The following is a 24086-nucleotide window of genomic DNA, read 5'->3' as shown; positions in this document are numbered from 1 at the left end:
TCAGCCGGTGACCGCGGCGCGGGAAATCGGGGGAGCGGCGGGGAGGTCTGCCGGCGCCTCGACCGGGGCGACGTCGACCTGCACGCGCAGGGTCGACTTCTTCGCCTTCGTGTAGATGATGCCCTTCACCGGCGAGACGTCGCCGTAGTCGCGCCCCCAGGCGACCGTGATGTAGCGATCGTTCGCCCACTGGTCGTTGGTCGGGTCGATTGCGAGCCACTGGTCGGTGCCCGGCAGCCACACGGCGAGCCAGGCGTGCGAGGCATCCGCTCCGAACACCCGCTCTTTGCGGGGCGGTGGCTGCGTCGCCAGGTACCCCGAGACGTAGCGCGCGGCCACGCCGTTGCCGCGAAGGCACGCGAGAGCGACGTGGGCGAAATCCTGGCAGACGCCCGCGCGCTTGCGCATCGCATCGTCGACCGTGCTCGTGACGGTCGTCGCCGTCTTGTCGTACTCGAAGTCGCGGAAGATGCGCTGCATGAGGTCGGTCGCCGCCTCTCCCAGCGGGCGCCCCGGGGTCAGCGACTGCGCGCCGTACTCGGTCGCCGCCGCGGCATGGCGCACGCGCGGCGATTCGAGGGCGTACTCCGCGGCGCTCCACGCATGCGGCAGATCGGAGTGCACGAGGGGGCGTGCCCGCTCCCAGGGCGACGCCAGAGCCTCGGGATCGTACGCGGGCAGCTCGACCGACACATCGCTCGCCGCCTCGATCGCGAGGGCGTCGTGCGGGTCGGTGAGGTGGAAGTAGGTCGACGGGTTTCCGAAGTAGTCGACATCGGGCGAGATGTCGCCCGGCTGAGGGTCGACGGTGACCGCCGAAGCCGTGACGTGCTGCCACGGCAGCTGGCGCGGTACGAGGTGGAAGAGTCCCACGCTGTCCTGCACCGGCTTTGAGTAGGTGTACGCCGTGCGATGCCACACGCGATAGTGCCTCATGCGCGCGCCTCCATCAGTTCGACGAGCGACAGCTCGGACAGCGGCACCGGCGGCGGGCCGCTCTCGAAGTGCTGCTCGTGGATCGCGACCGCGAGCTGCTCGAGCCGTGTCGCGATGTCGTCGAGGGCGTCGGCGAGGTCCTCGCGGCGGCCGCTGTGCGCGCGTCCGAGGTTCGCCACATCGAGCTCGGCCACGTCGGACTCGAGATGGTCGAGCAGCCGCTCCGCGCGGGTCGAACCGGTGGATGCCGGCATGGCACCGAGGTGTTCACGCAGTCGTGACAGGGCGAACGCGAGCGAGCGGGGGTTGCTCTCATCGAGCAGCAGCAGATCGAGCACATCGGCATCGCGCACCGATCCGCGGTAGCGGCGACGGTAGGTCACGACGCTCTCCGCGGAGAGGAGGATGCCGTCGAGCACCTCGTGTTCGCGTCGCGGGTCACGCCGCTCGGTGAGACCGTGCAACAGGTGGGTCAGCTGCAGGCCGCGCTCGAGGAATCGTCCCGCCTCCATCATGTGCCACCCGGAGTCGCGGATCATGTTCGCGGTGATCCCGTACAGCGAGAGCATGGCCGCCAGCATGCGGCCGGCGGATTCGGCGGCGCGGTGCGGTCGCGGCGACAGCTCGAGCGCCCGTGTGGCGCGCTCGATGTTCGAGAACACGCGCCACGTGTCTCCCGACAGCTGATCGCGCACTCCCTCCATCGCCTCGCGCAACCTTCGGACGGAGTGCGCGGCGGTACCGGCGCGTCGAGAGTCGAGCAGGACGTCGCGGAACTCGGACTCGTGGTCGGACGAGCGCTGACCCATGAGCCGCGCGATGACCCGCCACAGCACCCGCGCGCTCTCGGGCATGCGCGTCGCGGCGGGAGCTCCCGGCTGGTCGAGCAATGCCTGCGCGGCGAGCGATAGGCGCAGCAAGTCCTCGGCGCGCTCCGCGTATCGGCCCGTCCAGAACATGTCCGCGAGCGCGCGCGGAGCCAGGGCCGGCACGGTGCGGGCCGTGGCGATCGGAGTGATCTCGGCCAGGTTCTGGTCCGCGTCGGCGAGGTCGGCCTTCAGCACCCAGACGTCCTTGGTGCGCGGGGGAGCGTCGGGATGCTCGCGGACGGTGGCCAGCCCGCCCAGCAGCGGCCGGTACGCCGAGCCGTAGTGCAGGGTGAATGCCCGCAGGTTCAGGGGGGCGGCGAGGGCCTGGCCGCCCGTGCGCCAGATCGGCGCCTGCGACAGGGAGAGCAGGTCTTGACCGACGAAGCGGTGCGGAGCGGCATCCACTCGCGCCGCGAGCTCGTCGGTCGGAAGTGACGCGAACGTCTTGCGGGGCTCGTCGATGGAGCGCAGCAGCAGGGTCGGGTCTCCCTCGATGAGGCGAGCCCGCACATCACGGTACGCGTCGGGATCGCCGCACCACAGCGTCCGCACGGACGGCAGGCGCAGATGCTCGCCGAGCAGATGCTCGCACGCGTCCGCCAGAAAGGGCAGGAGCCCCGGGTTCTCGAGGACGCCCGTGCCCAGCCCGTTCACCAGGCGCACGCGCCCGCGCCGGACCGCCTCCGACAGCCCCGCGACGCCGAGGCGCGAGTCGCCGCGCATCTCGAGCGGGTCGCACCACTCCGCGTCGACGCGCCGGACGATCACGTCGACGCGGTCGGTCGGTGCGCGACCCGGCCACCGGGCGGGCTTCATCCACACGGTGCCGTCGCGGACCACCAGGTCGCTGCCCTGCACCAGGGGGAACCCGAGTGCGGTGGCCAGGAACGCCTGGTCGAACGAGGTCTCGCTGTGCGTTCCGGGCGACAGGATCACGACGCGTGGATCGGTGACTCCCTCCGGCGCCGACGACAGCAGGGCCGCCCGCAGTGCGGACAGGAACGGGTCGATCCGGTGCAGGCTGCTCTCGTGGAACAGGTCGGGCAGCACCTGCGAGATGACGCGGCGGTTCTCGGCGGCGAAGCCGAGCCCCGACGGGGCCTGCACCCGGTCGGCGAGCACGTGCCATTCGCCCGCCGCGTCGCGGCCGAGGTCGGCGCCGGCCAGCAGCAGCGGATGCCTGTCGGTCGTCCGCGAGCCGGCGATCGGCCGCACGAAGCCGGAGTGCCCCAGAACGACCGCCGACGGGACGATGCCCTCGCGCAGGAGGGTCTGTTCGCCGTAGAGGTCGACGGCGATCGCGTTCAGCAGCTCGGTGCGCTGGGCGAGTCCGAGATCGAGCTTCGACCAGGTCGCGGCGTCGATGACCAGGGGGATCGGGTCGAGCTGCCAGGGTTCGGCGACGGCGCCGGGGCGCAGGTACGACACGCCGTCGTCCGCGAGGAAGCGGGAGATCTCGCCGGCGACCCGGCTGAGCTCGTCTCCGGTGAGTCCGAGTGCGAGACCGGCGAGGGCCTGCCACGGGGCGCGCAGCGCGCCGTCGGCATCCACCACCTCGTCGTACCGGGCCGGTTCGAGCGCGGTGGACAGCGGCAGTGTCGGTTGCGACACCGCCGTCGCGTAGTCCCGCAGAACGCTCACGCGGAAGGAACCCTCCGTAGATCCAGGGTGCGGGGATAGTCGGGTGTCGCCGCACGCGCCCCCGTCTCGCGCGCCGCAGCCACATCGAACCTACCGGGTGTGTGGCCTCGAGGCTCGAATCGGCCCGACCGGCGGGCCTCGGCCTCGCTGGCGTTGACCGGGGGGCGCTCGTAGGCGCGGCCGCCGGGATGGACGACGTGATACGTCGCGCCGCCGAGCGAGACCCCGGCATCCGCGTCGACGACCTCGACCGTGAGCGGGGCATGGATCGGGATCGAAGGATGCAGTGCCGACCACGGTTGCCAGGCGCGATAGCGGATGCCCGCGTAGTACTCGCCGTGGCGGCCGGTGGAGGTCAGGGGCAGCACGGCCCCGCCGGCGACGACGACGTGACGCGTCGCGTCGAGGCCCGACACCTTGATCTGCATCCGCTCGAGAGAGGAATCCACGTATCGGGCGGTTCCGCCGGCCGTCGCCTCTTCGCCGAGGACGTGCCACGGCTCGATGGCCTGGCGCATCTCGAGCTCGATGCCCGGCTCGACACGGGTCACACCCACCCGCGGGAAGCGGAACTCCACGAACGGTTCCAGCCAGCTCTCCTCGAACGGGATGCCGTGGGCGCGAAGGTCTGCGACCACCGCGGCGATGTCGCGTCGAGCGCCCTCGGCCAGCAGGAAGTCCTCGTGCAGTGCTGTTCCCCACCGCACCAGAGGAGCGGTGAGCGGCTCGTCCCAGAACATGGCCACGAGCCCGCGGACGAGGAGTGCCTGCACGAGGGCGAGCTGCGGGTGCGGCGGCATCTCGAAGCCGCGCAGCTCCAGCAGACCGAGACGGCCGCGTGCGGAGTCGGGGTTGTAGAGCTTGTCGATGCAGAACTCGGCGCGGTGCGTGTTGCCGGTCAGATCGGTGAGAAGGTGCCGCAGCGCGCGGTCGATGATCCACGGGCGCGGCTCGTCGGTCTCGGCTGCGAGCCGCCGCACCTCCTGCAGGGCGATCTCCATCTCGTAGACCGCCTCGGGCCGGCCTTCGTCGAAGCGCGGCGCCTGGCTGGTGGGCCCGATGAACCGTCCCGAGAACAGGTACGAGAGCGACGGATGCCGCTGCCAGTAGGTCACGAGCGAGGCGAGCAGGTCGGGGCGCCGGAGCAGGGGTGAATCGATCGGCTGGCGCCCGCCGAGCGTGATGTGGTTGCCGCCGCCGGTGCCGGTGTGGGTGCCGTCGAGATCGAACTTCTCCGTCGTCAGACGGACGCTCCGTGCGGTCGCGTACAGATCGAAGGTGAGGGCGCGCTGCTCGGCCCACGACGACGTCGGCTGGACGTTGACCTCGATCACTCCCGGGTCGGGGGTGACGATGAGCTGCGTGAGACGGGCGTCCGGCGGTGCCGAGTATCCCTCGAGCACGAGCGAGGTGCCCACCTCGACCGCGGCGGCCTCGATCAGGGCGAGCAGCGCGGCGTAGTCCTCGAGCCGTGACGTCGGCGGCAGGAAGACGAACACGTGCCCCTCGCGTGCCTCGACGGCGAGGGCCGTGGTCGGTGCCCCCGTCGGGGAGATCACCTCGACCGCGGGGATCCCCGGGTGCAGGGGTGCGTACGCCTCGAGGTAGGAGGGTTCGCCGGGCCACTCCGGATCGCTCCAATCGATCGAGTCGAGGGGAAGGCGCAGGCCGACGGCGCTGGTGCCGGGGGCCAGGACGAGGCGGCCGCGGCGGAATCGCCAGGCCGGGCTCGACCAGGTCTCGCCGGTGACGAGGGGCAGGACGTGGCCGGTCGGTGCCCCGGCATCCTCTTCGACGGCGCGCGCCGCGCCCAGCTCGTCGCCGTCAGGGGCGGGGCCGTCGGGCTGGCGCAGGTGCGCGGACAGCGCTGCGAGCGGATCCTCGTGCGCCCAGAGTAGCTGCTCGGCGGGCAGGCCGAGAAGCGCGGTGATCCGCTCGGCGAGGCGCCGGGCGCGATCGGGTGCCGTGGCCGCGTCATCGGGGGACGCCTCGGCCCACGGGTCGTCGAACAGGTCGGCGTGCTGCCACAGGGCGACCCCGTCGGTGCGCCACTGCAGCGCGATGTTCCAGCGGGGCAGGCTCTCGCCCGGGTACCACTTGCCCTGCCCGCGGTGCACGACGCCGCCGAGTGCGTACGTCTCGCGCAGGCGCTCGGCGAGGACGTTCGCGAGCCGGCGCTTGTCCGTTCCGTCGGCGGCGGTGTTCCACTCCGGCGCCGTGGCGTCGTCGAGGGCCACGAACGTCGGCTCGCCGCCCAGCGTCAGTCGCACGTCGGACGTACGAAGGCGCTCGTCGACGAGCTCGCCCGCGGCGTCGATGCGAGCCCACTGTTCGTCGGTGTAGGGCTTCGTCGTGCGGGGGTCCTCGTGGATGCGGCGCACCTCGTTGTGGAACGAGAAGGTCACCCCGACGGGGTCGGTGGCACCGCTGATCGGTGCGGCCGACGATGGATCCGGCGTGGCGGAGAGGGGGATGTGGCCTTCGCCGGCGAACAGCGCGCTCGTGGCATCCAACCCGATCCACCCCGCACCCGGGACGAACACCTCGGCCCACGCGTGCAGGTCGGTGAAGTCCTGCTCGGGCCCGCTCGGCCCATCGAGCGACTTCTCGTCCGACGCGAGCTGCACCAGGTAGCCCGAGACGAAGCGGGCTGCGAGCCCGTACTGGCGCAGCAGGCTGACGAGCAGCCAGGCGCTGTCACGGCATGACCCGATGCCCGACTGCAGGGTGTGGTCGGGGGTCTGCACGCCGGGCTCCATGCGCACGGAGTACCCGACCGCGCCGTGCACGGCCCGGTTGAGCTGCGAGAGGAACGTCACGGTGGGCAGCCCGTCGGCCGGCAGCGCGGGCAGGCTCTCGCGCCAGAGCTCGGCGGCGCCGCTGTCGGCGACGGGCCGCAGGTACGGGGCCAGGTCGGCGGAGAGCGCCGGATCGTAGGCGAACGGGAACCGCTCCGCGTACTCCTCGATGAAGAAGTCGAGCGGATTGATCACCATCATGTCGGCGACCACCCCGACCGTGATCTCGAGCTTCGACACCTTTTCGGGGAAGACGATGCGTGCCAGCCAGTTGCCGAACGGATCCTGCTGCCAGTTCAGAAAGTGGTTCGCCGGCGAGATGTCGAGCGAGTACGCCTCGATGGGCGTCCGCGAATGGGGCGCGGGGCGCAGGCGCACGGTGTGGGCGCCCACGTTGACGGGATGTGCGAACTCGTAGCCGGTGTAATGCTCGAGGGCGACCTTGATCGACATGCCCTCAGCATCGTGCATCTCTGTTGCCGACGGGTTACGTGCGCCCCGGCGGCGCGCCGTACAGTTGTGCGATGACTTCCTTCGGGGTCCGTCCGGCCCGCACGTCCGACGTACGCGGGATCCTCGCCCTTCTCGAACCCTGGGTGCAGCGACGGATTCTGCTCGGCAAAGAGGTCGTCACCGTCTTCGAGTCCGTGCAGGAGTTCGTGGTCGCCGAGGCGGACGGCGAGCTCGTCGGTTGCGGCGCGCTGCACGTGATGTGGGAAGACCTGGGAGAGATCCGCACCCTCATCGTGTCGGATGCCTGGCTGCACCACGGCGTCGGCGGGGCCATCGTCGAGCGCTTGGAGCACAACGCGCTCGAACTCGGCCTGTCGCGACTGTTCTGCCTCACGTTCGAGGTCGACTTCTTCACCCGCCGCGGCTTCGCGCCGATCGGCGAACAGGTCGTCGACCACGATGTCTACTCGCAGATGCTGCGCAGCCCCGACGAGGGCGTCGCGGAGTTCCTGGACCTCGCCCACGTCAAGCCGAACACGCTCGGCAACACCCGCATGCTCAAGAACCTCTGAACGGTTCGGCTCGCGGCGGACGACCCGTGCGGGCGTCCGCCCCGCGTGCCCCCAGGGGATGGTGGATGCCACAGCGTAGCCTGAAGCAATGAGCACCCCGACCCGTCGCCGGCCCTCTCCGGCCGTGTACCGACGCCGTCGGCTGGTCGCGCTGCTGCTCGCGCTGCTCGTGATCGGCGGCATCGTCGCCGCGGTCATCGCGCTGTGGCGGCCGGGGCAGAGCGCCCCGTCGACGGGCGGGACGCCGTCGGCATCGCACTCCGCGTCATCGTCGGCGCCGACGGCGGCACCGTCGGACGCCCCTGCGCCGACCGAGCAGACCTCGTCGGCGACGGAGCCTGCGGCATCCCCGACGCCCGAAGCATCGCCTGGGATCGCGGCCTGCTCGACGTCGGGAATCTCCGTGCTCGCGGTGACCGACAAGGACTCCTATGGGGCGGGCGAGCTGCCGAAGCTGTCGATCACGCTGTCGAACACGTCCGATCATCCGTGTCTGATCAACGTCGGCACGGCGACGCAGTCTTTCGTCATCACGAGCGGCGCCGACACGTGGTGGCGGTCGACCGACTGCCAGAGCGAATCGAGTGACCAGGTCGTGCAGCTCGCCGCGGGGCAGACCGTCTCGAGCGTCACCCCCGTGGTCTGGGATCGCACCCGTTCGTCCGTCGACACCTGCGGGTCGTCGCGGCCGCCTGCACCATCGGGTTACTTCCACCTGCAGGTGTCGATTGGCGGAATCCAGGCCGCCGACACCGGAATGTTCCAGCTGCGCTGATCGCCTACATGGTGGATGCCTTGAGCGCAATCCCCCTGGCTGACGCGAGATCGGCTTGTCAGGAAATTCCCTGGTCAGCGCTATTATGAGAGCATTCTCATTGATATACCGGACGTGGCGGCCCGCTCGCTCCGAACACCTGCGTACCGTTGTTCGGAGCTCGTGAACTGCGTCCCCCCGTGATCCCAGTCACGGTCCCCGGTGGTCATCCCAGTGGCACCGGCTGGATGCGGTGAGCTCAGGCCCTCTCGATTCCTCCCGTCCCCCAGTGCGAGGGTCGAGGGGGCCCTTCTCGCTCGTCCCTTCTAGGCTGGACGGCATGGCTGGCACCCCGCGTCGCAAGAAGGCGCCGCTCGACTTCCGCAATCCGCAGCTCGCCGATGCCCTGCAGACGCAGGACATGGCAGCGCTCGCGTTCGCCCTGCGCCACGGCCCGACCGTGGTCCCCCTGATGCGGCCCGGGCAGCGCGACGATCCGCGCGACAGCGGTGAGGTCTGGACCTACCGTGACCCGAACACGGGTGACGTCGCGCTGCTGCTGTTCAGCGATGCCGCCCATAAGCCGGCGGCGCTGCCCCCCGCGGTCGGGCTGCATTCGTCCGCGTGGCTGCGCGCGTTCCTCGGTGCGCACGGCGACGAGATCACGACGGTGTTCTTCGACATCGCCGGCCCGCACCCCATGCAGGCCACACCCGCCGACGTCATCGCGGCGCTCGACGCGTAAGAACGGCGGCCGTGTCCCTCAGAAGCCGGGCGCGTCGCCCCGCTGGACGGGGTGCTGGCGTGGCAGGTCGCGCAGCGCGCGGCGCAGATCGACGGATGCCGTGTCGACGATCGTCCGGTAGCCCAGTCGGCCGGCTTCGGACCGGCGCTGGTCGTGCTGGGTGACGGCGCGGATCTCACCGGCGAGACTCAGCTCCCCGATGGCGGCGAGCTGTGCCGGGTTCGGCCTGTTCGATACGGCGCTGGCGACCGCGAGCGCGATCGCGAGGTCGGCGGCCGGTTCGGTGAGACGCACGCCGCCGACGGTCGAGACGTAGACGTCCTGGTCCGAGACGCGGATGCCGGCGCGCTTTTCGAGCACCGCCAGCACCATCGCCACGCGGGCGCCGTCGACGCCGCTCACGATGCGGCGCGGGTTCGGCCCCGACCCGGGCAGGGTCAGCGCCTGCACCTCGACGGGAAGTGCCCGCCGACCCTCGAGCGCGATCGTCACGCAGGTTCCCGGCTCACGGGAGCCATGCCCGAGAAAGAGCGCGCTGGGGTCGGGAACCTCGGCGATGCCGTGCTGAGTCTGTTCGAAGCAGCCGACTTCATCGGTGGCGCCGAAGCGGTTCTTCAGGGCGCGTACGAAGCGCAGCGAGGTCTGTCGATCGCCCTCGAAGTGGCAGACCACGTCGACGAGATGCTCGAGGATGCGGGGGCCGGCGACCTGCCCGTCCTTCGTCACGTGTCCGACGAGGATGACGGGCAGGGATCGGTCCTTCGCCACGCGGATGAGGGTGGATGCCACTTCGCGTACCTGACTCGGGTGCCCGGCGGCGCCGTCGACGAGCCCGGACGAGACCGTCTGCACGGAATCGACGATGAGCAGGTCGGGGTGCGTCTCGTCGACGTGCCCGAGGACCGTGGCGAGGTCGGTCTCGGCGGCCAGGTACAGCTCGTCGTGAAGCGATGTCGTGCGCTCGGCCCGCAGCCGCACCTGCCCGAGCGACTCTTCGGCGCTGACGTAGAGCACGCGGCGGCCCGCCGCAGCCGTCCGCGCGGCGACCTCGAGCAGAAGCGTGGATTTTCCGACGCCCGGCTCGCCCGAGAGCAGGATCGCGGCGCCCGGCACGATGCCGCCGCCCAGCACCCGGTCGAACTCGCCGACGCCCGTCGTGCGGCGCGGCGTCTCACGGGTGTCGATCTGGGTGATGGGGCGGGCCGACCGGGTCGGGGTCGTCGCCGTGACGGCGGGGGCGGAGATCCCGGTCGGGGTGGTGGCCTCCACGACCGTGCCCCACTGCTGGCATTCCCCGCATCGTCCGACCCATTTGGCGCTCGTCCAGCCGCACTCCGTGCAGCGGTAGGCGAGGGTCGACGCCGCGCGTTTGGATGCCATGGAGAAAGGCTAGCCCGGGCATCCGACATGCCCGTCGTGTGACGAGCGGTCGGGTGCCCGGGCCGGATCCGTCCGCGGGCGTGCGGCTCAGCGCAGCGAGTCGGCGACCTCTCGGAGGGCATCGGCCGACCGGCGGAACAGTCCCAGTTCGTTCGGCGAGAAGGCGGTCTGACGGATCGGCTCGGCTCCCGCAGAAGAGACGATCGAGGGCACCGACAGGGCGACGCCGCTCACGCCGTGGAAGTCGTCGAGCACGGTCGAGACCGGCATGACGGTGTGCTCGTCGTTCAGCAGCGCCTCGACGATGCGTGCGCTCGACAGGCCGATCGCGTAGTTGGTCGCGCCCTTGCCCTGGATCACCTTGTAGGCGGCGTCGCGCACGTCGACGGCGATCTGGTCGAGCTCGTCGACCGTGAACTTCGGCTGGCCGTCCAGCGGCACCCAGTCGAGGATCGGGACGGTGCCGATCGTGGCGTGCGACCACAGCGGGAACTCCGTGTCGCCGTGCTCGCCGACGATGTACGCGTGCACGCTCGCGATCGAGACGCCGGCGCGCTGGGCGATCTTCCAGCGCAGGCGCGAGGTGTCGAGCACGGTGCCCGAGGCGAAGATCCGCTCGTAGGGCAGGTCGGTGGTCTCCTGCGCGAGCACGGTGAGCACGTCGCAGGGATTGGTGACGATGACGAATGTCGCGTTGGGGGCGACTTCGAGCAACTGCGGCATCATCGACTTGAGGATGCCGGCGTTGACGCCGGCGAGCTCGATGCGGGTCTGGCCAGGCTTCTGCTTCGCTCCGGCGGTGATGACGACGACGTGCGATCCGGCGGCGACCGAGATATCGGCGCCTCCGATGATGTCGCTCGAACCGGTGAACTGGGCGCCGTGCGCGAGGTCGAGCACCTCGGCCTCGGTCTTTTCGGGGGCGATGTCGTAGAGGGCCACGTGGCGGGCGGACCCGCGGATCAGGGCGGCGTAGGCGACGGAGGATCCGACAGCTCCCGCGCCGACGACGGTCAGTTTCGAGTTCTCGATCACGCTCATGCGCACAGTCTGACAGTGCCCCGGGCCCTCTGCCACCGCGACGCCGGGCTCGGTCGCGTGCACGTCGTGATCGAGGCCGACGGTGCCGAGCGCCCCGAGGTGCCGCTCAGAGCGCTGCGGGGGAGTCGTCGGATGCCCGGGCATCCGCAGACCGCGGCGGATTGCGCACGCCGATCGCCGACACGACCGCGCCGACCACGAGCAGAGCGGCCGTCACCCACACCGAGCGGTGGAAGCCGGTGAGATCGAGCGCGCCTCCGGTGATCGCCGCGAGCGAGGCGATGGACAGGAGCCCCGCGACCCGGGCGACGGCGTTGTTGACGGCCGAGGCGATGCCGGAGCGCTCCGGATCCGCCGCGCCGAGGATGGCCGATGTGAGCGGAGAGACGGTGAGGGCGAGTCCGAGGCCGAGCACGATCATGCCCGGGAGGATCTGCCACCAGTAGTCGAAGCGTGCCCCGACGGTGAGCAGCAACAGGCATCCCGTCGCCATGACGAGGGGGCCGACCGTCATGAACAGGCGCGGGCCGAATCGCCCCGCCAGAACGCCGACCCGGGAGCTGAGGGCGATCACGAGGATCGTGGTCGGCAGACTCGCGAGGCCGGCGAGAGTGGCGGACAGCCCCGCGCCCTGCTGCAGGTACACCGCGATCACGAAGCCGTTGAGCGAAAGCGCGGCATAGATGAAGAGGGTCGCGAGGTTGCCGGCGCTGAAGGTTCTGCTGCGGAAGAGGTCGAGGGGCAGCAGGGGGTGCGGCGCGGCGCGCTGGCGCAGCACGAAGGCGGCGAACAGGACGACGCCGGCGGCGAGCGCGGCCCACAGCCAGGGGGTGGCGGCGGTTCCGCGGGCCGTGGGCAGTTCGATGAGGGCGAGGACGGCGAGCCCGAGCCCGGCCGTGCAGAGCGTCGCGCCCCACCAGTCGATCCGTGCCCCGGCACGGCGCTCGTCGCGCACGTCGAGGCGGGTGAGCAGCCAGAGGGCGACGCCGATCGGCAGCACGTTGATGAGGAACACCCACCGCCACGAGGCATGGTCGACTATCACGCCGCCCAGCAGAGGTCCGACGATCATCGCTCCGGTCGTCATCGCGGTCCACAGCCCGATGGCGCGTGAGCGTGCGGGGTCGGACATCGTCGACGTGATGAGCGCCAGCGAGCTCGGCACGAGGAAGGCCCCGGCGATGCCCTGCACGGCCCGAGCGGCGATGAGCAGTTCGATCGTCGGGGCGGCGGCGACCGCGAGGGATGCCGCGCCGAACCCGATCAGCCCGATCCGCAGCACCAGGATGCGGCCGTACGCGTCGCTCGCGGCGCCGGCGACGAGGATGAGCGCCCCGAGTGTCACGAGATACGCGTCGACCGTCCACTGCTGGGTCGACAGGCCCCCGCCCAGTTCGCGGGCGATCGCGGGGAGCGCGACGTTCACGACCGTGCCGTCGAGGAAGGCCACGAATGAGCCCAGCACGGCGATCGCGACGACGAGTCGCTGCTGTGGGGTCATCCGTGCGGTCACTCCTGTCACGCTACCCGCGGGCGGCGACACGGTGCGCGGGGGTCGGTGACGTCTTACCTAGCGTGCCGGTTCGCGGGGATGCCCGGAGTGTCGTAAGCTAGTCGGCGGTGACGTGTCCGAGCGGCCGAAGGTGCAACTCTCGAAAAGTTGTGTAGGGTAACCCCCTACCGTGGGTTCAAATCCCACCGTCACCGCCACCGAAACCCCCGCGAATCCCTTGAAAACACTGGGATCGCGGGGGTTTCACTTTGTCCGGACGCTTCCCGGGCGCCCGGACGGACTCCTCCGCATCAGGATCGCGTCCGCAGGCGGGATCGGTCGTGAGGCGGAAGGGGGCGGGGGCTCCCACCGACCGGCCCCGTCCCATCGAGCCCAGCGCGGGCGGAGCCCGAGGGCGGGTGGGCGCGCCGACATCCGGCGTCTAGGGTGAAGCCATGGACCCGGCCGGTTGGACATTCCTGATCCTGGCCGTGGCGATCGCCGCGTTCGTGAGTGGACGCGTGCCCCTCTCGATCGTATCGATCGGCGTCGCGCTCGCCCTGTGGGCGACGGGCGTTCTCACCCTCGGCGAGGCGTTCTCGGGCTTCGGCGACCCGACCGTGCTGTTCATCGCGAGCCTGTTCGTGGTGAGCGAATCGCTGGATGCCACCGGGGTCACCGCCTGGCTCGGGCAGCAGGTCGTGACGAGGGCGGGGCGTGGCCGGGTGCGTCTGACCGTCGTGATCGGCGCCATGGCAGCCCTGCTGGCCGCGTTCATCTCGATCAATGGAGCAGTTGCGGCGCTGCTGCCGGTCGTCGTCGTGGTGGCGGTCCGCGCGAAGATCGTGCCGTCGAAGATGCTGATCCCGCTCGCCTTCGCGGCGAGCGCCGGGTCGCTGCTGACCCTTACCGGCACGCCGGTCAACATCGTCGTCTCCGAGGCGGCGGCCGCCGCGGGCGGCCGAGAGTTCGGCTTCTTCGAGTTCGCGCTCGTCGGGGTCCCGCTCGTGGTGCTGACCGTCGCGATCGTCGCGTTCGGCGGCGGGCGACTCCTTCCCGAGCGTCGCCCCGAGCACGTCGCCGACCCGACCGATCCGAGCGAGCACGCCCGAGCTCTGCGCGACAGCTACGACGTCGACATCGATACGGGCGTGCTGTTCAGCGCCCGCGAAGGCGTCGCCGAAGTGCTCGTCGCGCCCCGCTCGAGGCTCATCGGGCGCACGATCTCGGCCGGCATGACCACTCGCGACGAGGACCTCGTCGTGCTGGCGGTGCACCGCGGCGCCGACGACGGGCCGAACGCCTCGCGTGGCACCGGGGTGACCGGCTCGCTCACTCTGCAGGCCGGCGACGCGATGCTCGTGCGCGGGCCGTGGGCCGCGCTCACCCGCTACGCGCAGTCGCCCGATGTCATCGCGGTGACACCGCCGCAGGCGCTGCAGCGCGCCGTGCCGCTCGGGCGCGGAGCCAAGCGCGCGCTCGTCATTCTCGGTCTCATGGTGCTGCTCCTCGCGACGGGCGCGGTGCCGCCCGCGGTGGCGGGCCTCGTCGCGGCGGGAGCGCTCGTTCTCACCCGCACTTTGACGATCCCGCAGACCTACCGTTCGATCTCGTGGACGACGGTCATCCTCATCGCGGGCATGGTGCCGCTGTCCTCGGCGTTCATCGCCACCGGCGCGGCCGGTCGGGTCGCCGACGTCGTGCTGGGGATCGTCGGATCGACCTCTCCCCACCTCGCGCTGCTCGTGCTGTGCGTGCTGACGATGGTGCTCGGGCAGTTCATCTCGAACGTCGCGACCGTCCTCATCGTGACGCCCATCGCGGTGGCGATCGCGGGCAGCCTCGACCTCAGTATCCAGCCGTTCATGATGGCGCTGACCGTCGCCGGTGCCGCCGCGTTCCTCACGCCCGTCGCGACACCGGTGAACCTCATGGTGCTGCAGCCCGGCGGCTACCGCTTCGGCGACTACGCCAAGCTCGGCCTGCCGCTCATGATCGTCTACCTCGCGGTCGCGGTGCTGTACGTGCCGCTCGTCTGGCCGTTCTGACGCATCCGCGCGCGGCGTGGCTCAGCCGGCGAGACCCCACAGCTCGAGCGGATGGGTGAGGCGCCACCAGGCATCCGGATCGGGCAGATCACCCGTCAGGTGCAGTCCCGTCGACGTCGTGCCGAGGGGACCGGTCGCCGTCGCGGTGCCGACGGCTGCATTCGCGGTACGGGCGTCGCCGAGTGAGATGTCGGATGCCACCGGTGCTGTCGCACCGTTCCACAGCAGCAGCGAGGCATCGGCGTCGGTCACGATGTTCGCGGCCCCGCCCCATTTCGTCGTCACGACACCGGCCAGGGTGCCGGCGGGCACGAGCCGCGGCTGCGAGGCCTCGGCGGCGACCTCGTCGAGCAGCCGCGCGGTCTGGGTGTTGCGTTCTTCGTGGCTCGCCTGGCCGAGCGTCACTGCGTACGCGCGCACGGTGGCATCCCCGGCGGTCTGCTGACGTGCGGCGAGTAGGTTGTACCCCGTGTCGAGCGAGCCGGTCTTGACTCCGATGACCGCCGGATCGCTGAGCAGATCGTTCGTGTTGACGACGGTGCCGGCGCCGGGCAGATCGACCGAGGGTGTCTTGACGATCTCGGCGATCACCGGGTCGGCGAGGGCGAGTCGGGCCAGCGCGATGAGCGACGCCGGGTCGGCGGAGTTCTCGGGGTCGATCCCGGTGGGCTCGACCATGGTGATGCCGGACAGGTGGTGGCGGGCGAGCCAGTCGGCCGCCGCTTTCGCGAAGACCGTGTCGCTCGGCCAGATCGAACTCGCGAGCCGGTCGGTGTAGTTCCCCGCCGACCCGATCAGCATCCCCTGCAGCATCTGATACTGCGTCAGTGAGCCACCCACCGGAACGTCGAGAGCGGACTCGTCTTTCGCGAGGTAGTTGTTGTACTCCCGCTCGTCGCTCGACGTGAACGAGAAGCTCGGGCCGCTCTGCCCAGGCGACAGCGGCATCTGCTCGAGCACCATGAGCGCGGTGACGACCTTGCTGATGCTGGCGATCGGGGCGCGGTCGTTCGTCGAGGATGCCACGGCGTCGAACCCCTCGACGCCGACGGCCGCGGATCCCTCGGCCGGCCACGAGACCGCCGAGGCCGGCGAGGAGATGTCGGCGATCCGGATCGACTCGACGGTCGGGGTGACAGCGGACAGCGGCCAGAGCAGCGTCGCCGCCGCATACGCGCCGACGACGCCCACCACCGAGAGCACCGGCACGACGACCCCGGCCCGCAGGGGCGAGCGGCGCGGGCGTCGCGCGAGCAGATCCGGCGCGGCATCGGCGAGTGCAGCGGGTACCGCGGCGGTCGCCGCGACCGCGTCGTCGTCGAGCCACGCGAGGGCCGTGCGCGACGACGGGCGGGGCGTCGACGCCGTCACGAATGCGTACGTCTCGGGGGAGGCCTCAGGTGCCGCGCCCTCATCCGGCGCGGGCGTGGCCGGGGCCTCGGCAGCCACCGGGCCCGTCGGTGCGCCGGCCTCTCGTCGGGCACGCCGCGAGGTCGGCGCATCTTCCACGGTCACTCGCTCAAACTACTACCCGTTCGTGCCTATACTCGATGTCACGTAACCACGGGAGTCCGGTGAGCCGGGCTGAGAGGAAGCGATCCACGCTTCGACCGTCGAACCTGATCCGGATCATGCCGGCGCAGGGAGGAGAGAACATGCACGCTTCGGCGTCCCCATCCACCGTCACGTCCTCGACCACGTCGGGGCCCGGCTTCGGTCGCCTGCGCTGGCGCGTCGTCGACATCGTCGTGGCCAGCGTCATCGGCGTGGCATCCGGTCTGATCTTCCTGCTCTGGAACATCGGCTACCTCGGCCCGAAGGCGCTGCTCGACCCGCTGCTGCCCGGCCTGCAGGGTCTGCTGGACGGCCCGTGGCTGTTCGCCGGCGTGCTCGGTGCGCTGATCATCCGCAAGCCCGGCGCCGCCATCTACACCGAGACGCTCGCCGCCGTCGTCTCGGCACTCATCGGCAACCAGTGGGGCGGATTCCTCACGATCGAGGCCGGCCTCGTCCAGGGTCTCGGTGCCGAGCTCATCTTCCTGCTGTTCCTCTACCGCGCCTGGTCGCTGCCGGTCGCGATCCTCGCCGGTGCCGGTGCCGCCATCGCGGGCGGCATCAACAACCTCGTGCTCTGGTACGTCGGAGCCGACGCCGCCTTCACCGTCGTCTACCTCATCTGCACCGCGATCTCGGGGGCGGTGATCGCCGGCGCGCTGTCGTGGTTCCTCGCTCGTGGACTCGCCGCGACCGGCGCACTCGACCGCTTCGCTTCGGGGCGCGAACGTCGCGCCCTCGTCTGACCCGGTGACCGGCGACGGCCCCGCCGCCGTCTCGGCGCGCGGCTGGGGATGGCGTCACGCGTCTCGGCGGGCCTGGGCCGTGCGCGACGTGTCGCTCGAGATCGCACCCGGCGAGCGCGTGCTGCTGCTCGGCGCGTCGGGTGCGGGAAAGTCGACTCTGCTGCACGGACTGGCGGGTGTGCTCGGCGGCGACGAAGAGGGTGAGGCGTCGGGCGAGCTGCGCATCGACGGCGCGCCGGCCGGAGCCTCGCGCGGGCGCGCGGGGCTCGTGCTGCAAGACCCCGATGCGCAGGTGATCCTCTCTCGGGTCGGTGACGACGTCGCCTTCGGGTGCGAGAACCTCGGCGTGCCGCGCGGGGAGATCTGGCCGCGCGTGCGGGCGGCGCTGGATGCCGTGGGCCTGCACGTTCCGCTCGACCGTCCCACGTCGGCGCTGTCGGGCGGGCAGAAGCAGCGGCTCGCGCTCGCCGGGGCCCTCGCGATGCGCCCGGGGCTGCTGCTGCTCGACGAGCCGACCGCCAATCTCGACCCCGCCGGGGTGGAGGACGTGCGCGCCGCGGTGGGTCGGGTGCTGGATGCCACCGGCGCGACCTTCGTCGTCGTGGAGCATCGGGTCGAGGTCTGGCTGCCGCTCGTCGACCGGGTCGTGGTGCTGGGCGACGGCGGTGTCGTCGCCGACGGACCGCCCGATCGCGTGCTCGGCGAGCGCGGAGCGGAGCTCGCCCGCGGCGGCGTGTGGGTACCGGGCATCCCGCCCGCCGTGCCGCCCCCGCCCGCACGAGCTCCGGGTGACGTGCTCATCGAGGCGCGTGCCGCGGCGGTCGCCCGGGTGCGGGCGGTTCCCGTCGCCACGGGGATCGACCTGGATGTGCACGCCGGCAGTGCGCTGGCGATCGTCGGGCCGAACGGCGCCGGTAAGTCGACGCTCGGCCTCACCCTCGCCGGGCTCCTCGCCCCGGCACGGGGAGAGGTGCACGCGCGACCCGAGCTCGCCGACGGGCTCGACGCCGCCCCGATCCGCTGGCGCTCGCGCGACCTGCTGACCCGGATCGGCACCGTCTTCCAAGATCCCGAGCATCAGCTCCTCGCCCGTACCGTGCGCGAGGAGCTGGAGGTCGGGCCTCGCGCCCTCGGCCTGGAGCCCGGGCTCACGGCATCCCGCGTCGACGAGCTGCTGGAGCGGCTGCGGCTCGCGCCGCTCGCGCGCGCGAACCCCTACACCCTGTCGGGCGGCGAGAAGCGTCGGCTGACGGTGGCATCCGTGCTCGCCACCGCGCCGCGCGTCATCGTGCTCGACGAGCCGACCTTCGGGCAGGACGCCCGCACGTGGAGCGAGCTCGTCGCCCTGCTCGCGCAGCTGCGCGACGACGGATCGGCGATCGTGACGATCACGCACGACGCGCAGGTCGTCCGCGCCCTGGATGCCCGGACCTTCCGTCTCGGCGGGGGTGCTGATGTCGGCGAGCCCGGCGGCGCGGCAGGGGGTGCGCGATGACGCTTCTCGACAACCGCGCGCGCACGGGCGCCGTCGCCCGCATCAACCCGGTCGCGAAGCTCGCCGCGAGCGCCCTCATCGCGCTGCCGCTGATCCTCACGATCGACTGGGTGTCGGCGTCGGTCGCGCTCGCCCTCGAGTGCGTGCTGTTCCTGTTCGCCGGGCTCGGCTGGCGCGAGTTCTGGCTGCGCACCTGGCCGGTGTGGATCGCGGCGCCCCTCACCGCGCTGACGATCGCGCTGTACGGCCAGGCATCCGGTCACATCTACGTCGAGTGGCTCGTGCTGCGCATCAGCGACGGCTCGCTCGCGCTCGCGCTGGCGACCTTCTTCCGCGTGCTGGCCGTGGCGCTGCCCTCGGTCGTGCTCTTCGTGACGGTCGATCCCACCGACCTCGCCGACGGGCTCGCGCAGATCGTGCGACTGCCGGCCCGATTCGTGCTCGGTGCTCTCGCGGGGCTTCGCATGGTGGGCCTGTTCCTCGACGACTGGCGGGCGATCGAGCTCGCCCGCCGCGCACGCGGCGTCGCCGACCGGGGTCGCATCCGCCGGTTCGTCGGGATGGCCTTCGCGCTGCTCGTGCTCTCGATCCGCCGCGGCTCGAAGCTCGCCACGGCGATGGAGGCGCGCGGCTTCGGCGCTCCGGTGCGCCGTACCTGGGCGCGTGCGTCGACATTCGGCGGCCGCGAATGGGCGCTCGTCGCGATCGGCGCGGCGGTCTCGGCGATCGCGGTGACGGCCTCCGTCGCCGCCGGCACCTGGAACTTCATCCTCGGGCCGAGCTGAGACCGGGCGCGCGCTGCTGCTTCCGGTCGCGCGGCATCCCGGCCAGGATGGTCCGCATGCCCCGCTACGTCATCGCCCTCGATCAGGGCACCACCTCGAGCCGCGCGATCGTCTTCGACAAGAAGGGCGCGGTCGTCGCGGTCGGGCAGAAGGAACACGAGCAGATCATGCCGCGGGCCGGCTGGGTCGAGCACGACCCGATCGAGATCCGCGACAACATGCGCGAGGTCATCGGCATCGCGCTGGGCCGTGCCGACGCGACCCGACACGACATCGCGGCCGTCGGGATCACGAACCAGCGCGAGACCGCGATCGTGTGGGACCGCACGACGGGCATCCCCGTCTGCAACGCGATCGTCTGGCAGGACACGCGCACTCAGTCGATCGTCGACCGTCTCGCGGGGGATGCCGGTGTCGATCGCTACAAGGACGTCGTCGGCCTGCCGTTGGCGACCTACTTCTCGGGCACGAAGATCGCCTGGATCCTCGAGAACGTCGAGGGGGCCCGCGAGAAGGCCGAGGCGGGCGACCTGCTCTTCGGCACGCCCGACACGTGGGTGCTCTGGAACCTCACCGGCGGCCCTCGGGGAGGGGTGCACGCGACCGACGTGACGAACGCGTCGCGGACGCTCTTCATGGACCTGAAGACCCTGCAGTGGCGCGACGACATCCTCGCCGACTTCGGCGTGCCGCGGTCGATGATGCCCGTGATCCGTTCCTCCAGCGAGGTCTACGGCGTCGCCCGGGGAACCTCGCTCCTGCGCGAGACGCCGGTGGCGGGCATTCTCGGCGATCAGCAGGCGGCGACCTTCGGGCAGGCGGCGTTCGACGCCGGCGACAGCAAGAACACGTACGGCACGGGCAACTTCCTGATCTTCCAGACCGGGACCGAGATCGTGGCATCCGACAACGGGCTGCTCACGACCGTCGGCTACAAGCTCGGCGACGAGCCGGCCCACTACGCGCTGGAGGGCTCGATCGCCGTCACCGGCTCGCTCATCCAATGGCTGCGCGATCAGCTGGGGATCATCTCGTCGGCGGCCGAGGTCGAGCGCCTCGCGCTGTCGGTCGACGACAACGGCGGGGTGTACGTCGTGCCCGCGTTCTCGGGTCTGTTCGCACCGTACTGGCGCTCCGACGCGCGCGGCGCGATCGTCGGGCTCACGCGTTTCGCGAACCGGGGCCACATCGCCCGCGCCGCGCTCGAGGCCACCGCGTTCCAGACGCGCGAGGTGCTGGATGCCGTCGCCGCCGATTCGGGCGTCGCTCTCACCGAGTTGAAGGTCGACGGCGGCATGGTCGCCAACGACACGCTCATGCAGTTCCAGGCGGACATCCTCGGCGTGCCGGTCGTGCGCCCCGTCGTCGCCGAGACGACCGCTCTCGGGGCGGCCTACGCCGCGGGCCTCGCCGTCGGCTTCTGGAGCGACCTCGACGAGCTGCGCGCGAACTGGCGCGAGGATCGGCGCTGGGTGCCTCGAGACGACGAGGCCGAACGCGAGCGTCAGCTGCGCCTGTGGAGGAAGGCCGTCACGAAGTCGATGGACTGGGTCGACGCCGACGTCGTGTGACCCGTGCGCCCGGCTTCGGGTCGCGTGTGGTCGCCTTCGGTGGCGCGACGGGTGGCGGGTTCGGGGCTGGCGACGCCGGTGGTGGTGGCGGGTTCGGGGTCGCGTGTGGGCGGGTGCCCCCCGTTCGGGGTCGCGTGTGGCCGCCTCGGGCCGCGGATGGCGGCCAGAAGGGGTCCCAAACCTGCGGGGTGGCCCGGGTGTAGCTTCGGGGTCGCGTGTGCGCGGGTGCCCCCCGTTCGGGGTCGCGTGTGGCCGCCGTGGGTCGGCAGGAGCGACGACACGAGACCCCGGATCTCGGTAAGTGGGGCCCGGCATGGTTCGGGGTCGCATGTGGGCGGTCGCGGTGGTGGGACGTCGGGTTCGGGGTCATGGATGGTCGCTTCGCGCCGACGGCAGCGGCCGCATGAGACCCGAAACCGGCGGCGGCGAGGGGCGGTGGCGAGGGCGAAGAGGCGCGAGGCGCGAGGGCGAGGGCGTGAGTCGGGCGAGAAAGAGGTGTGGATGCCCGGGGTGAGGCGCCGCGTCAGGTCGCGTTCCAGAGGGCCCGGTAGTACGCGAGGCGTTCGTCGTCGGGCTTCACGCCGTAGGCCTCGATGAGGGCATCCTGCCAACCGGGACCGTAGTTCCACTCCGTGCTTATCGCGGCGACGGCGATGTCGGCCCAGCGGTCGGCGATCCCGAGCGCGCCGAGGTCGACGTGCGCGACCCCGTGTCCGTCGTCGTCCAGGAGCGTGTTGGGGCAGCACGCGTCGCCGTGGCAGACGACGAAGCGGTCGACCGGCGGGGGCGTGCGCAGGTCGATGGGCACCCGGATGCCTCGACGTCGAGCGTTCGCGATGCGTACCGGCACGGTCCACTCGAACGGGCAGTCGGCGACCGGCAGCGCATCGTGCAGCGCTCGCAGCGCCTCGCCCACGGCGCCGACCGCGGTCGCGGGGCGTTCGATCCATCGCGGCTCGACGGCAGAGGATGCCTCGATCGCCCTCGTGACGAGCCATTCGTTCGTGGGGCCTGCCCCGGTTTCGATGACGGAGGGAACCTCGACGTAGCGCCGTGCCCACGAGAGGCGGCCGGCCTCCGCGCGCAGGGAGGTCTCGGCGTTCCGGGGTCCGTGCTTGATGTAGCGGCCGTCGTCGGTGCGGAAGGTGACGCCCCCGATCGCGTTGCGCCACACCGGTGTCACGGCAGCTCCCCGTGCGAGGCGTCGGACCGTGCGGGGCGCGTCGACGTGATCGGTGGGGATGCTCATCCCGCCCATTCTGCCCGGCGTGGCCGGGCGCGTGCCGCTCCGTGCCGACAAAAGACGGACGTGGTCCGCCGACACCCGACCGCGCCGGAGCCCCGCGGCATCCGCGCGGGCCCTTCGCTCACTCGCTCGCGCCGAGTAGTTCCTGCAGAACGACGGCGCCGTTGTGTTCCTCGTCGTGCGAGGCGAACAGGAGCGTGACCACGGCGTGCCCCGCGATCTCGTCTCGCACTCGCGCGACTCCACCGTCGGCGGCAAGCTCGTCGCGGTACCGGGCCGAGAAATCGGGCCAGGACATCCCCTCGTGGTGGACGGCGCGGCGCAGCTCCGCAGACGGCGCGACCTCCTTCGCCCACAGGTCGACTCTCGCCCGCTCCTTGGACAGGCCGCGCGGCCACAGCCGATCGACGAGCACGCGGAAGCCGTCGGCATCCGTCGCCTCGTCGTAGACGTGCTTGACGTGCAGTTGCATGATTCCAGTCAACTCTTCGCGCCTCTGCGTCGCCAGCCTCCGTGTACCTGTGTCGTCGGCTGGCACGCGGCCGGCGCCCGACGTGCTGAAATGGATCGTGCCCATCGAAGCTGTTCGCCGTGTCGGAGTCCTCACCGCGCTGGCCGACGAGGGCGACGGAGCCGCAGTCGCCCTGGGCGACGTTGCGGCTCACCATGTCCGGTTGCGCTCCGACGGACTGGTCCCGGCCTTCGGTGCGGCGCCGTCGGGGTTCGTGCCGTGGCGGCAGGTGCGAGAGCTCGACGCCGACATCCCCGCGACCTGGGTGCCCGCTCCCGCCGTGATGGATGTCGTCGGGCCGCTGCTCGAGGGTGTCTTCGGTGGGTCGGGCTCCATCGCCGAGACGCCCACCTTCCCCGTCCGGATCGTCGCCGATGACGGTGCGCGGCTCGAGTGGCGGGCGACACCCCACTATCTTTCGGGCTATCGGCGCAGGGATGCCGCTGTCGCCGCCCGGCTGCTCGCGCACCTCGTGGCGCGTGCCGACGCACGCATCCTGCTGTCGCGACCACACGAGATGCTCGGACGTCTGGCGCAGATTCTGCCCAAGACGTGAGACGCAGTTCCGCGTATGCTGATACGCGGTGGCACCGTGACTCACGCGGTGGACCCGATGGAGTTCGAAGGGGAATCCATGGAGATCGTCGGCGCATCCACTCTCGTCACCGGCGGCGCCAGCGGGCTGGGCTTCGCGACTGCGCGGCGTCTGGCCGAGGCCGGCGCCCACGTCGTGATCGTCGATCTGCCCGCATCGGCCGGTGCCGAGCGGGCAGCTGAGCTGGGCGCGACCTTCGCACCCGCCGACGTCACCGACCCCGGCCAGATGGCCGACGCCGTTGCCGCGGCCGTCGCGGTGGCGCCGTTGCGCGTCGTCGTCAACTGCGCGGGCATCGCGCCGCCCGCCAAGGTCCTGGACCGTGACGGGCATCCCACCGACCTCGCGCATTTCGAGCGCATCGTGCGCATCAACCTCGTCGGCACGTACAACGTCATCGCCCAGGCATCCGCCGCCATCACGCGCACCGATCCTGTCGACGGAGGCGACCGCGGCGTCATCGTCAACACGGCCTCGGTGGCCGCCTTCGACGGCCAGATCGGGCAGCCCGCCTACTCCGCGAGCAAGGGCGGCGTGCACGCCATGACGCTGCCGATCGCCCGCGAGCTCGCGCGCCATGGCATCCGGGTCTGCACGATCGCGCCCGGGATCATGGAGACGCCGATGCTCGCGGGGTTGCCCGACGCGGCCCAGGAGAGCCTCGGCCAGCAGGTGCCCTACCCGGCGCGGCTCGGCCGGCCCGACGAATACGCGAGCCTCGTGCTCGAGATCGTGCGCAACGGGTACCTCAACGGTGAGACCATCCGCCTCGACGGTGCGATCCGGATGGCGCCTCGATGATCTCTCGCCTTACTCGCGCGGCCGGTGGTACGGCCTCGGCGACCGCCTCCGTC

The 24086-nt window shown here is 71.3% G+C and carries 19 protein-coding genes, 1 tRNA gene and 1 riboswitch; of the genes, 11 read left to right on the top strand and 9 right to left on the bottom strand.

Annotation, left to right across the window (positions count from 1 at the left end; all coding sequences use genetic code 11):
• The 3 genes from JOE64_RS13530 to JOE64_RS13520 are packed head-to-tail and all read right to left on the bottom strand — an operon-like array spanning position 1 to position 6715.
• Complete coding sequence (locus JOE64_RS13530) at positions 1-936, bottom strand: transglutaminase family protein (protein WP_204964726.1); 936 nt, start codon at positions 934-936, stop codon at positions 1-3.
• Entirely contained in the window at positions 933-3446 is a 2514-nt protein-coding gene (locus JOE64_RS13525) for a circularly permuted type 2 ATP-grasp protein (RefSeq protein WP_204964725.1), read from the bottom strand. The genes JOE64_RS13530 and JOE64_RS13525 overlap by 4 nt, the downstream gene beginning before the upstream one ends.
• Complete coding sequence (locus tag JOE64_RS13520; RefSeq protein WP_239531781.1) at positions 3443-6715, bottom strand: transglutaminase family protein; 3273 nt, start codon at positions 6713-6715, stop codon at positions 3443-3445. Before JOE64_RS13520 ends, JOE64_RS13525 begins: the two co-directional genes overlap by 4 nt.
• 53 nt (positions 6716-6768) lie before the next feature.
• Between JOE64_RS13520 and JOE64_RS13515 the strand changes: the two genes are divergently transcribed.
• From JOE64_RS13515 to JOE64_RS13505, 3 genes are all read left to right on the top strand, one after another.
• Entirely contained in the window at positions 6769-7269 is a 501-nt protein-coding gene (locus JOE64_RS13515) for an amino-acid N-acetyltransferase (RefSeq protein WP_204964724.1), read from the top strand.
• 88 nt (positions 7270-7357) lie between these two features.
• Positions 7358-8044 (top strand): hypothetical protein, encoded by a 687-nt coding sequence (locus JOE64_RS13510; protein WP_239531780.1) that lies wholly within the window; start codon positions 7358-7360, stop codon positions 8042-8044.
• A 319-nt stretch (positions 8045-8363) separates the two neighbouring features.
• The gene (locus tag JOE64_RS13505; protein ID WP_204964723.1) at positions 8364-8768 is read left to right on the top strand and encodes a dehydrogenase; all 405 of its coding nucleotides are present in this window, start codon (positions 8364-8366) and stop codon (positions 8766-8768) included.
• An 18-nt stretch (positions 8769-8786) separates the two neighbouring features.
• Here JOE64_RS13505 and radA read toward each other — a convergent pair whose 3' ends face one another.
• The 3 genes from radA to JOE64_RS13490 form a co-directional block, all read right to left on the bottom strand.
• Complete coding sequence (gene radA / locus JOE64_RS13500; RefSeq protein WP_204964722.1) at positions 8787-10148, bottom strand: DNA repair protein RadA; 1362 nt, start codon at positions 10146-10148, stop codon at positions 8787-8789.
• Positions 10149-10235: 87 nt separating this feature from the next.
• The gene (locus JOE64_RS13495) at positions 10236-11189 is read right to left on the bottom strand and encodes an L-lactate dehydrogenase (protein ID WP_204964721.1); all 954 of its coding nucleotides are present in this window, start codon (positions 11187-11189) and stop codon (positions 10236-10238) included.
• A 106-nt stretch (positions 11190-11295) separates the two neighbouring features.
• The gene (locus JOE64_RS13490; RefSeq protein ID WP_271202493.1) at positions 11296-12702 is read right to left on the bottom strand and encodes an MFS transporter; all 1407 of its coding nucleotides are present in this window, start codon (positions 12700-12702) and stop codon (positions 11296-11298) included.
• A 106-nt stretch (positions 12703-12808) separates the two neighbouring features.
• On the opposite strand from JOE64_RS13490, the gene JOE64_RS13485 reads away from it, so the two are divergent.
• Together JOE64_RS13485 and JOE64_RS13480 are read left to right on the top strand one after the other, a co-directional pair.
• Positions 12809-12899 (top strand) — tRNA-Ser (locus tag JOE64_RS13485).
• A 237-nt stretch (positions 12900-13136) separates the two neighbouring features.
• Positions 13137-14729, top strand: coding sequence for an SLC13 family permease (locus JOE64_RS13480; protein ID WP_204964720.1), 1593 nt, complete (start codon positions 13137-13139; stop codon positions 14727-14729).
• Positions 14730-14750: 21 nt separating this feature from the next.
• Here JOE64_RS13480 and JOE64_RS14620 read toward each other — a convergent pair whose 3' ends face one another.
• Entirely contained in the window at positions 14751-16244 is a 1494-nt protein-coding gene (locus tag JOE64_RS14620) for a D-alanyl-D-alanine carboxypeptidase family protein (protein ID WP_204964719.1), read from the bottom strand.
• A 38-nt stretch (positions 16245-16282) separates the two neighbouring features.
• A riboswitch (TPP riboswitch) is annotated at positions 16283-16392 on the top strand.
• Between JOE64_RS14620 and JOE64_RS13470 the strand changes: the two genes are divergently transcribed.
• The 4 genes from JOE64_RS13470 to glpK all read left to right on the top strand — a co-directional run bounded on the left by JOE64_RS13470 (position 16385) and on the right by glpK (position 20880).
• Positions 16385-17029 carry an ECF transporter S component gene (locus JOE64_RS13470; RefSeq protein ID WP_204964718.1) on the top strand — a complete coding sequence of 215 codons (645 nt, stop codon included), beginning with the start codon at positions 16385-16387 and terminating at the stop codon, positions 17027-17029. (Overlaps the previous riboswitch by 8 nt.)
• Positions 17030-17033: 4 nt before the next feature.
• Positions 17034-18524 (top strand): ABC transporter ATP-binding protein, encoded by a 1491-nt coding sequence (locus JOE64_RS13465; RefSeq protein ID WP_204964717.1) that lies wholly within the window; start codon positions 17034-17036, stop codon positions 18522-18524.
• Positions 18521-19309: an energy-coupling factor transporter transmembrane component T family protein gene (locus tag JOE64_RS13460; protein WP_204964716.1), complete on the top strand. Its 789-nt coding sequence runs from the start codon at positions 18521-18523 to the stop codon at positions 19307-19309. The genes JOE64_RS13465 and JOE64_RS13460 overlap by 4 nt, the downstream gene beginning before the upstream one ends.
• 56 nt (positions 19310-19365) lie before the next feature.
• Positions 19366-20880 (top strand): glycerol kinase GlpK, encoded by a 1515-nt coding sequence (gene glpK, locus JOE64_RS13455; protein ID WP_204964715.1) that lies wholly within the window; start codon positions 19366-19368, stop codon positions 20878-20880.
• 523 nt (positions 20881-21403) lie between these two features.
• On the opposite strand, the gene JOE64_RS13450 is transcribed toward glpK, so the two are convergent.
• Positions 21404-22129 (bottom strand): aminoglycoside 3'-phosphotransferase, encoded by a 726-nt coding sequence (locus tag JOE64_RS13450; protein WP_204964714.1) that lies wholly within the window; start codon positions 22127-22129, stop codon positions 21404-21406.
• Between the two features lie 118 nt (positions 22130-22247).
• Complete coding sequence (locus tag JOE64_RS13445) at positions 22248-22598, bottom strand: DUF488 domain-containing protein (protein ID WP_204964713.1); 351 nt, start codon at positions 22596-22598, stop codon at positions 22248-22250.
• A 97-nt stretch (positions 22599-22695) separates the two neighbouring features.
• On the opposite strand from JOE64_RS13445, the gene JOE64_RS13440 reads away from it, so the two are divergent.
• Positions 22696-23193 carry a hypothetical protein gene (locus JOE64_RS13440; protein WP_204964712.1) on the top strand — a complete coding sequence of 166 codons (498 nt, stop codon included), beginning with the start codon at positions 22696-22698 and terminating at the stop codon, positions 23191-23193.
• A 78-nt stretch (positions 23194-23271) separates the two neighbouring features.
• Entirely contained in the window at positions 23272-24033 is a 762-nt protein-coding gene (locus tag JOE64_RS13435) for an SDR family NAD(P)-dependent oxidoreductase (RefSeq protein ID WP_204964711.1), read from the top strand.
• The last annotated feature ends 53 nt before the right edge of the window (positions 24034-24086 follow it).

This window comes from Microbacterium dextranolyticum, assembly GCF_016907295.1.
GTDB lineage: Bacteria > Actinomycetota > Actinomycetes > Actinomycetales > Microbacteriaceae > Microbacterium > Microbacterium dextranolyticum.
Note: the sequence above shows the minus strand (reverse complement) of the source record. Positions and strands in the feature narration are given on the sequence as shown.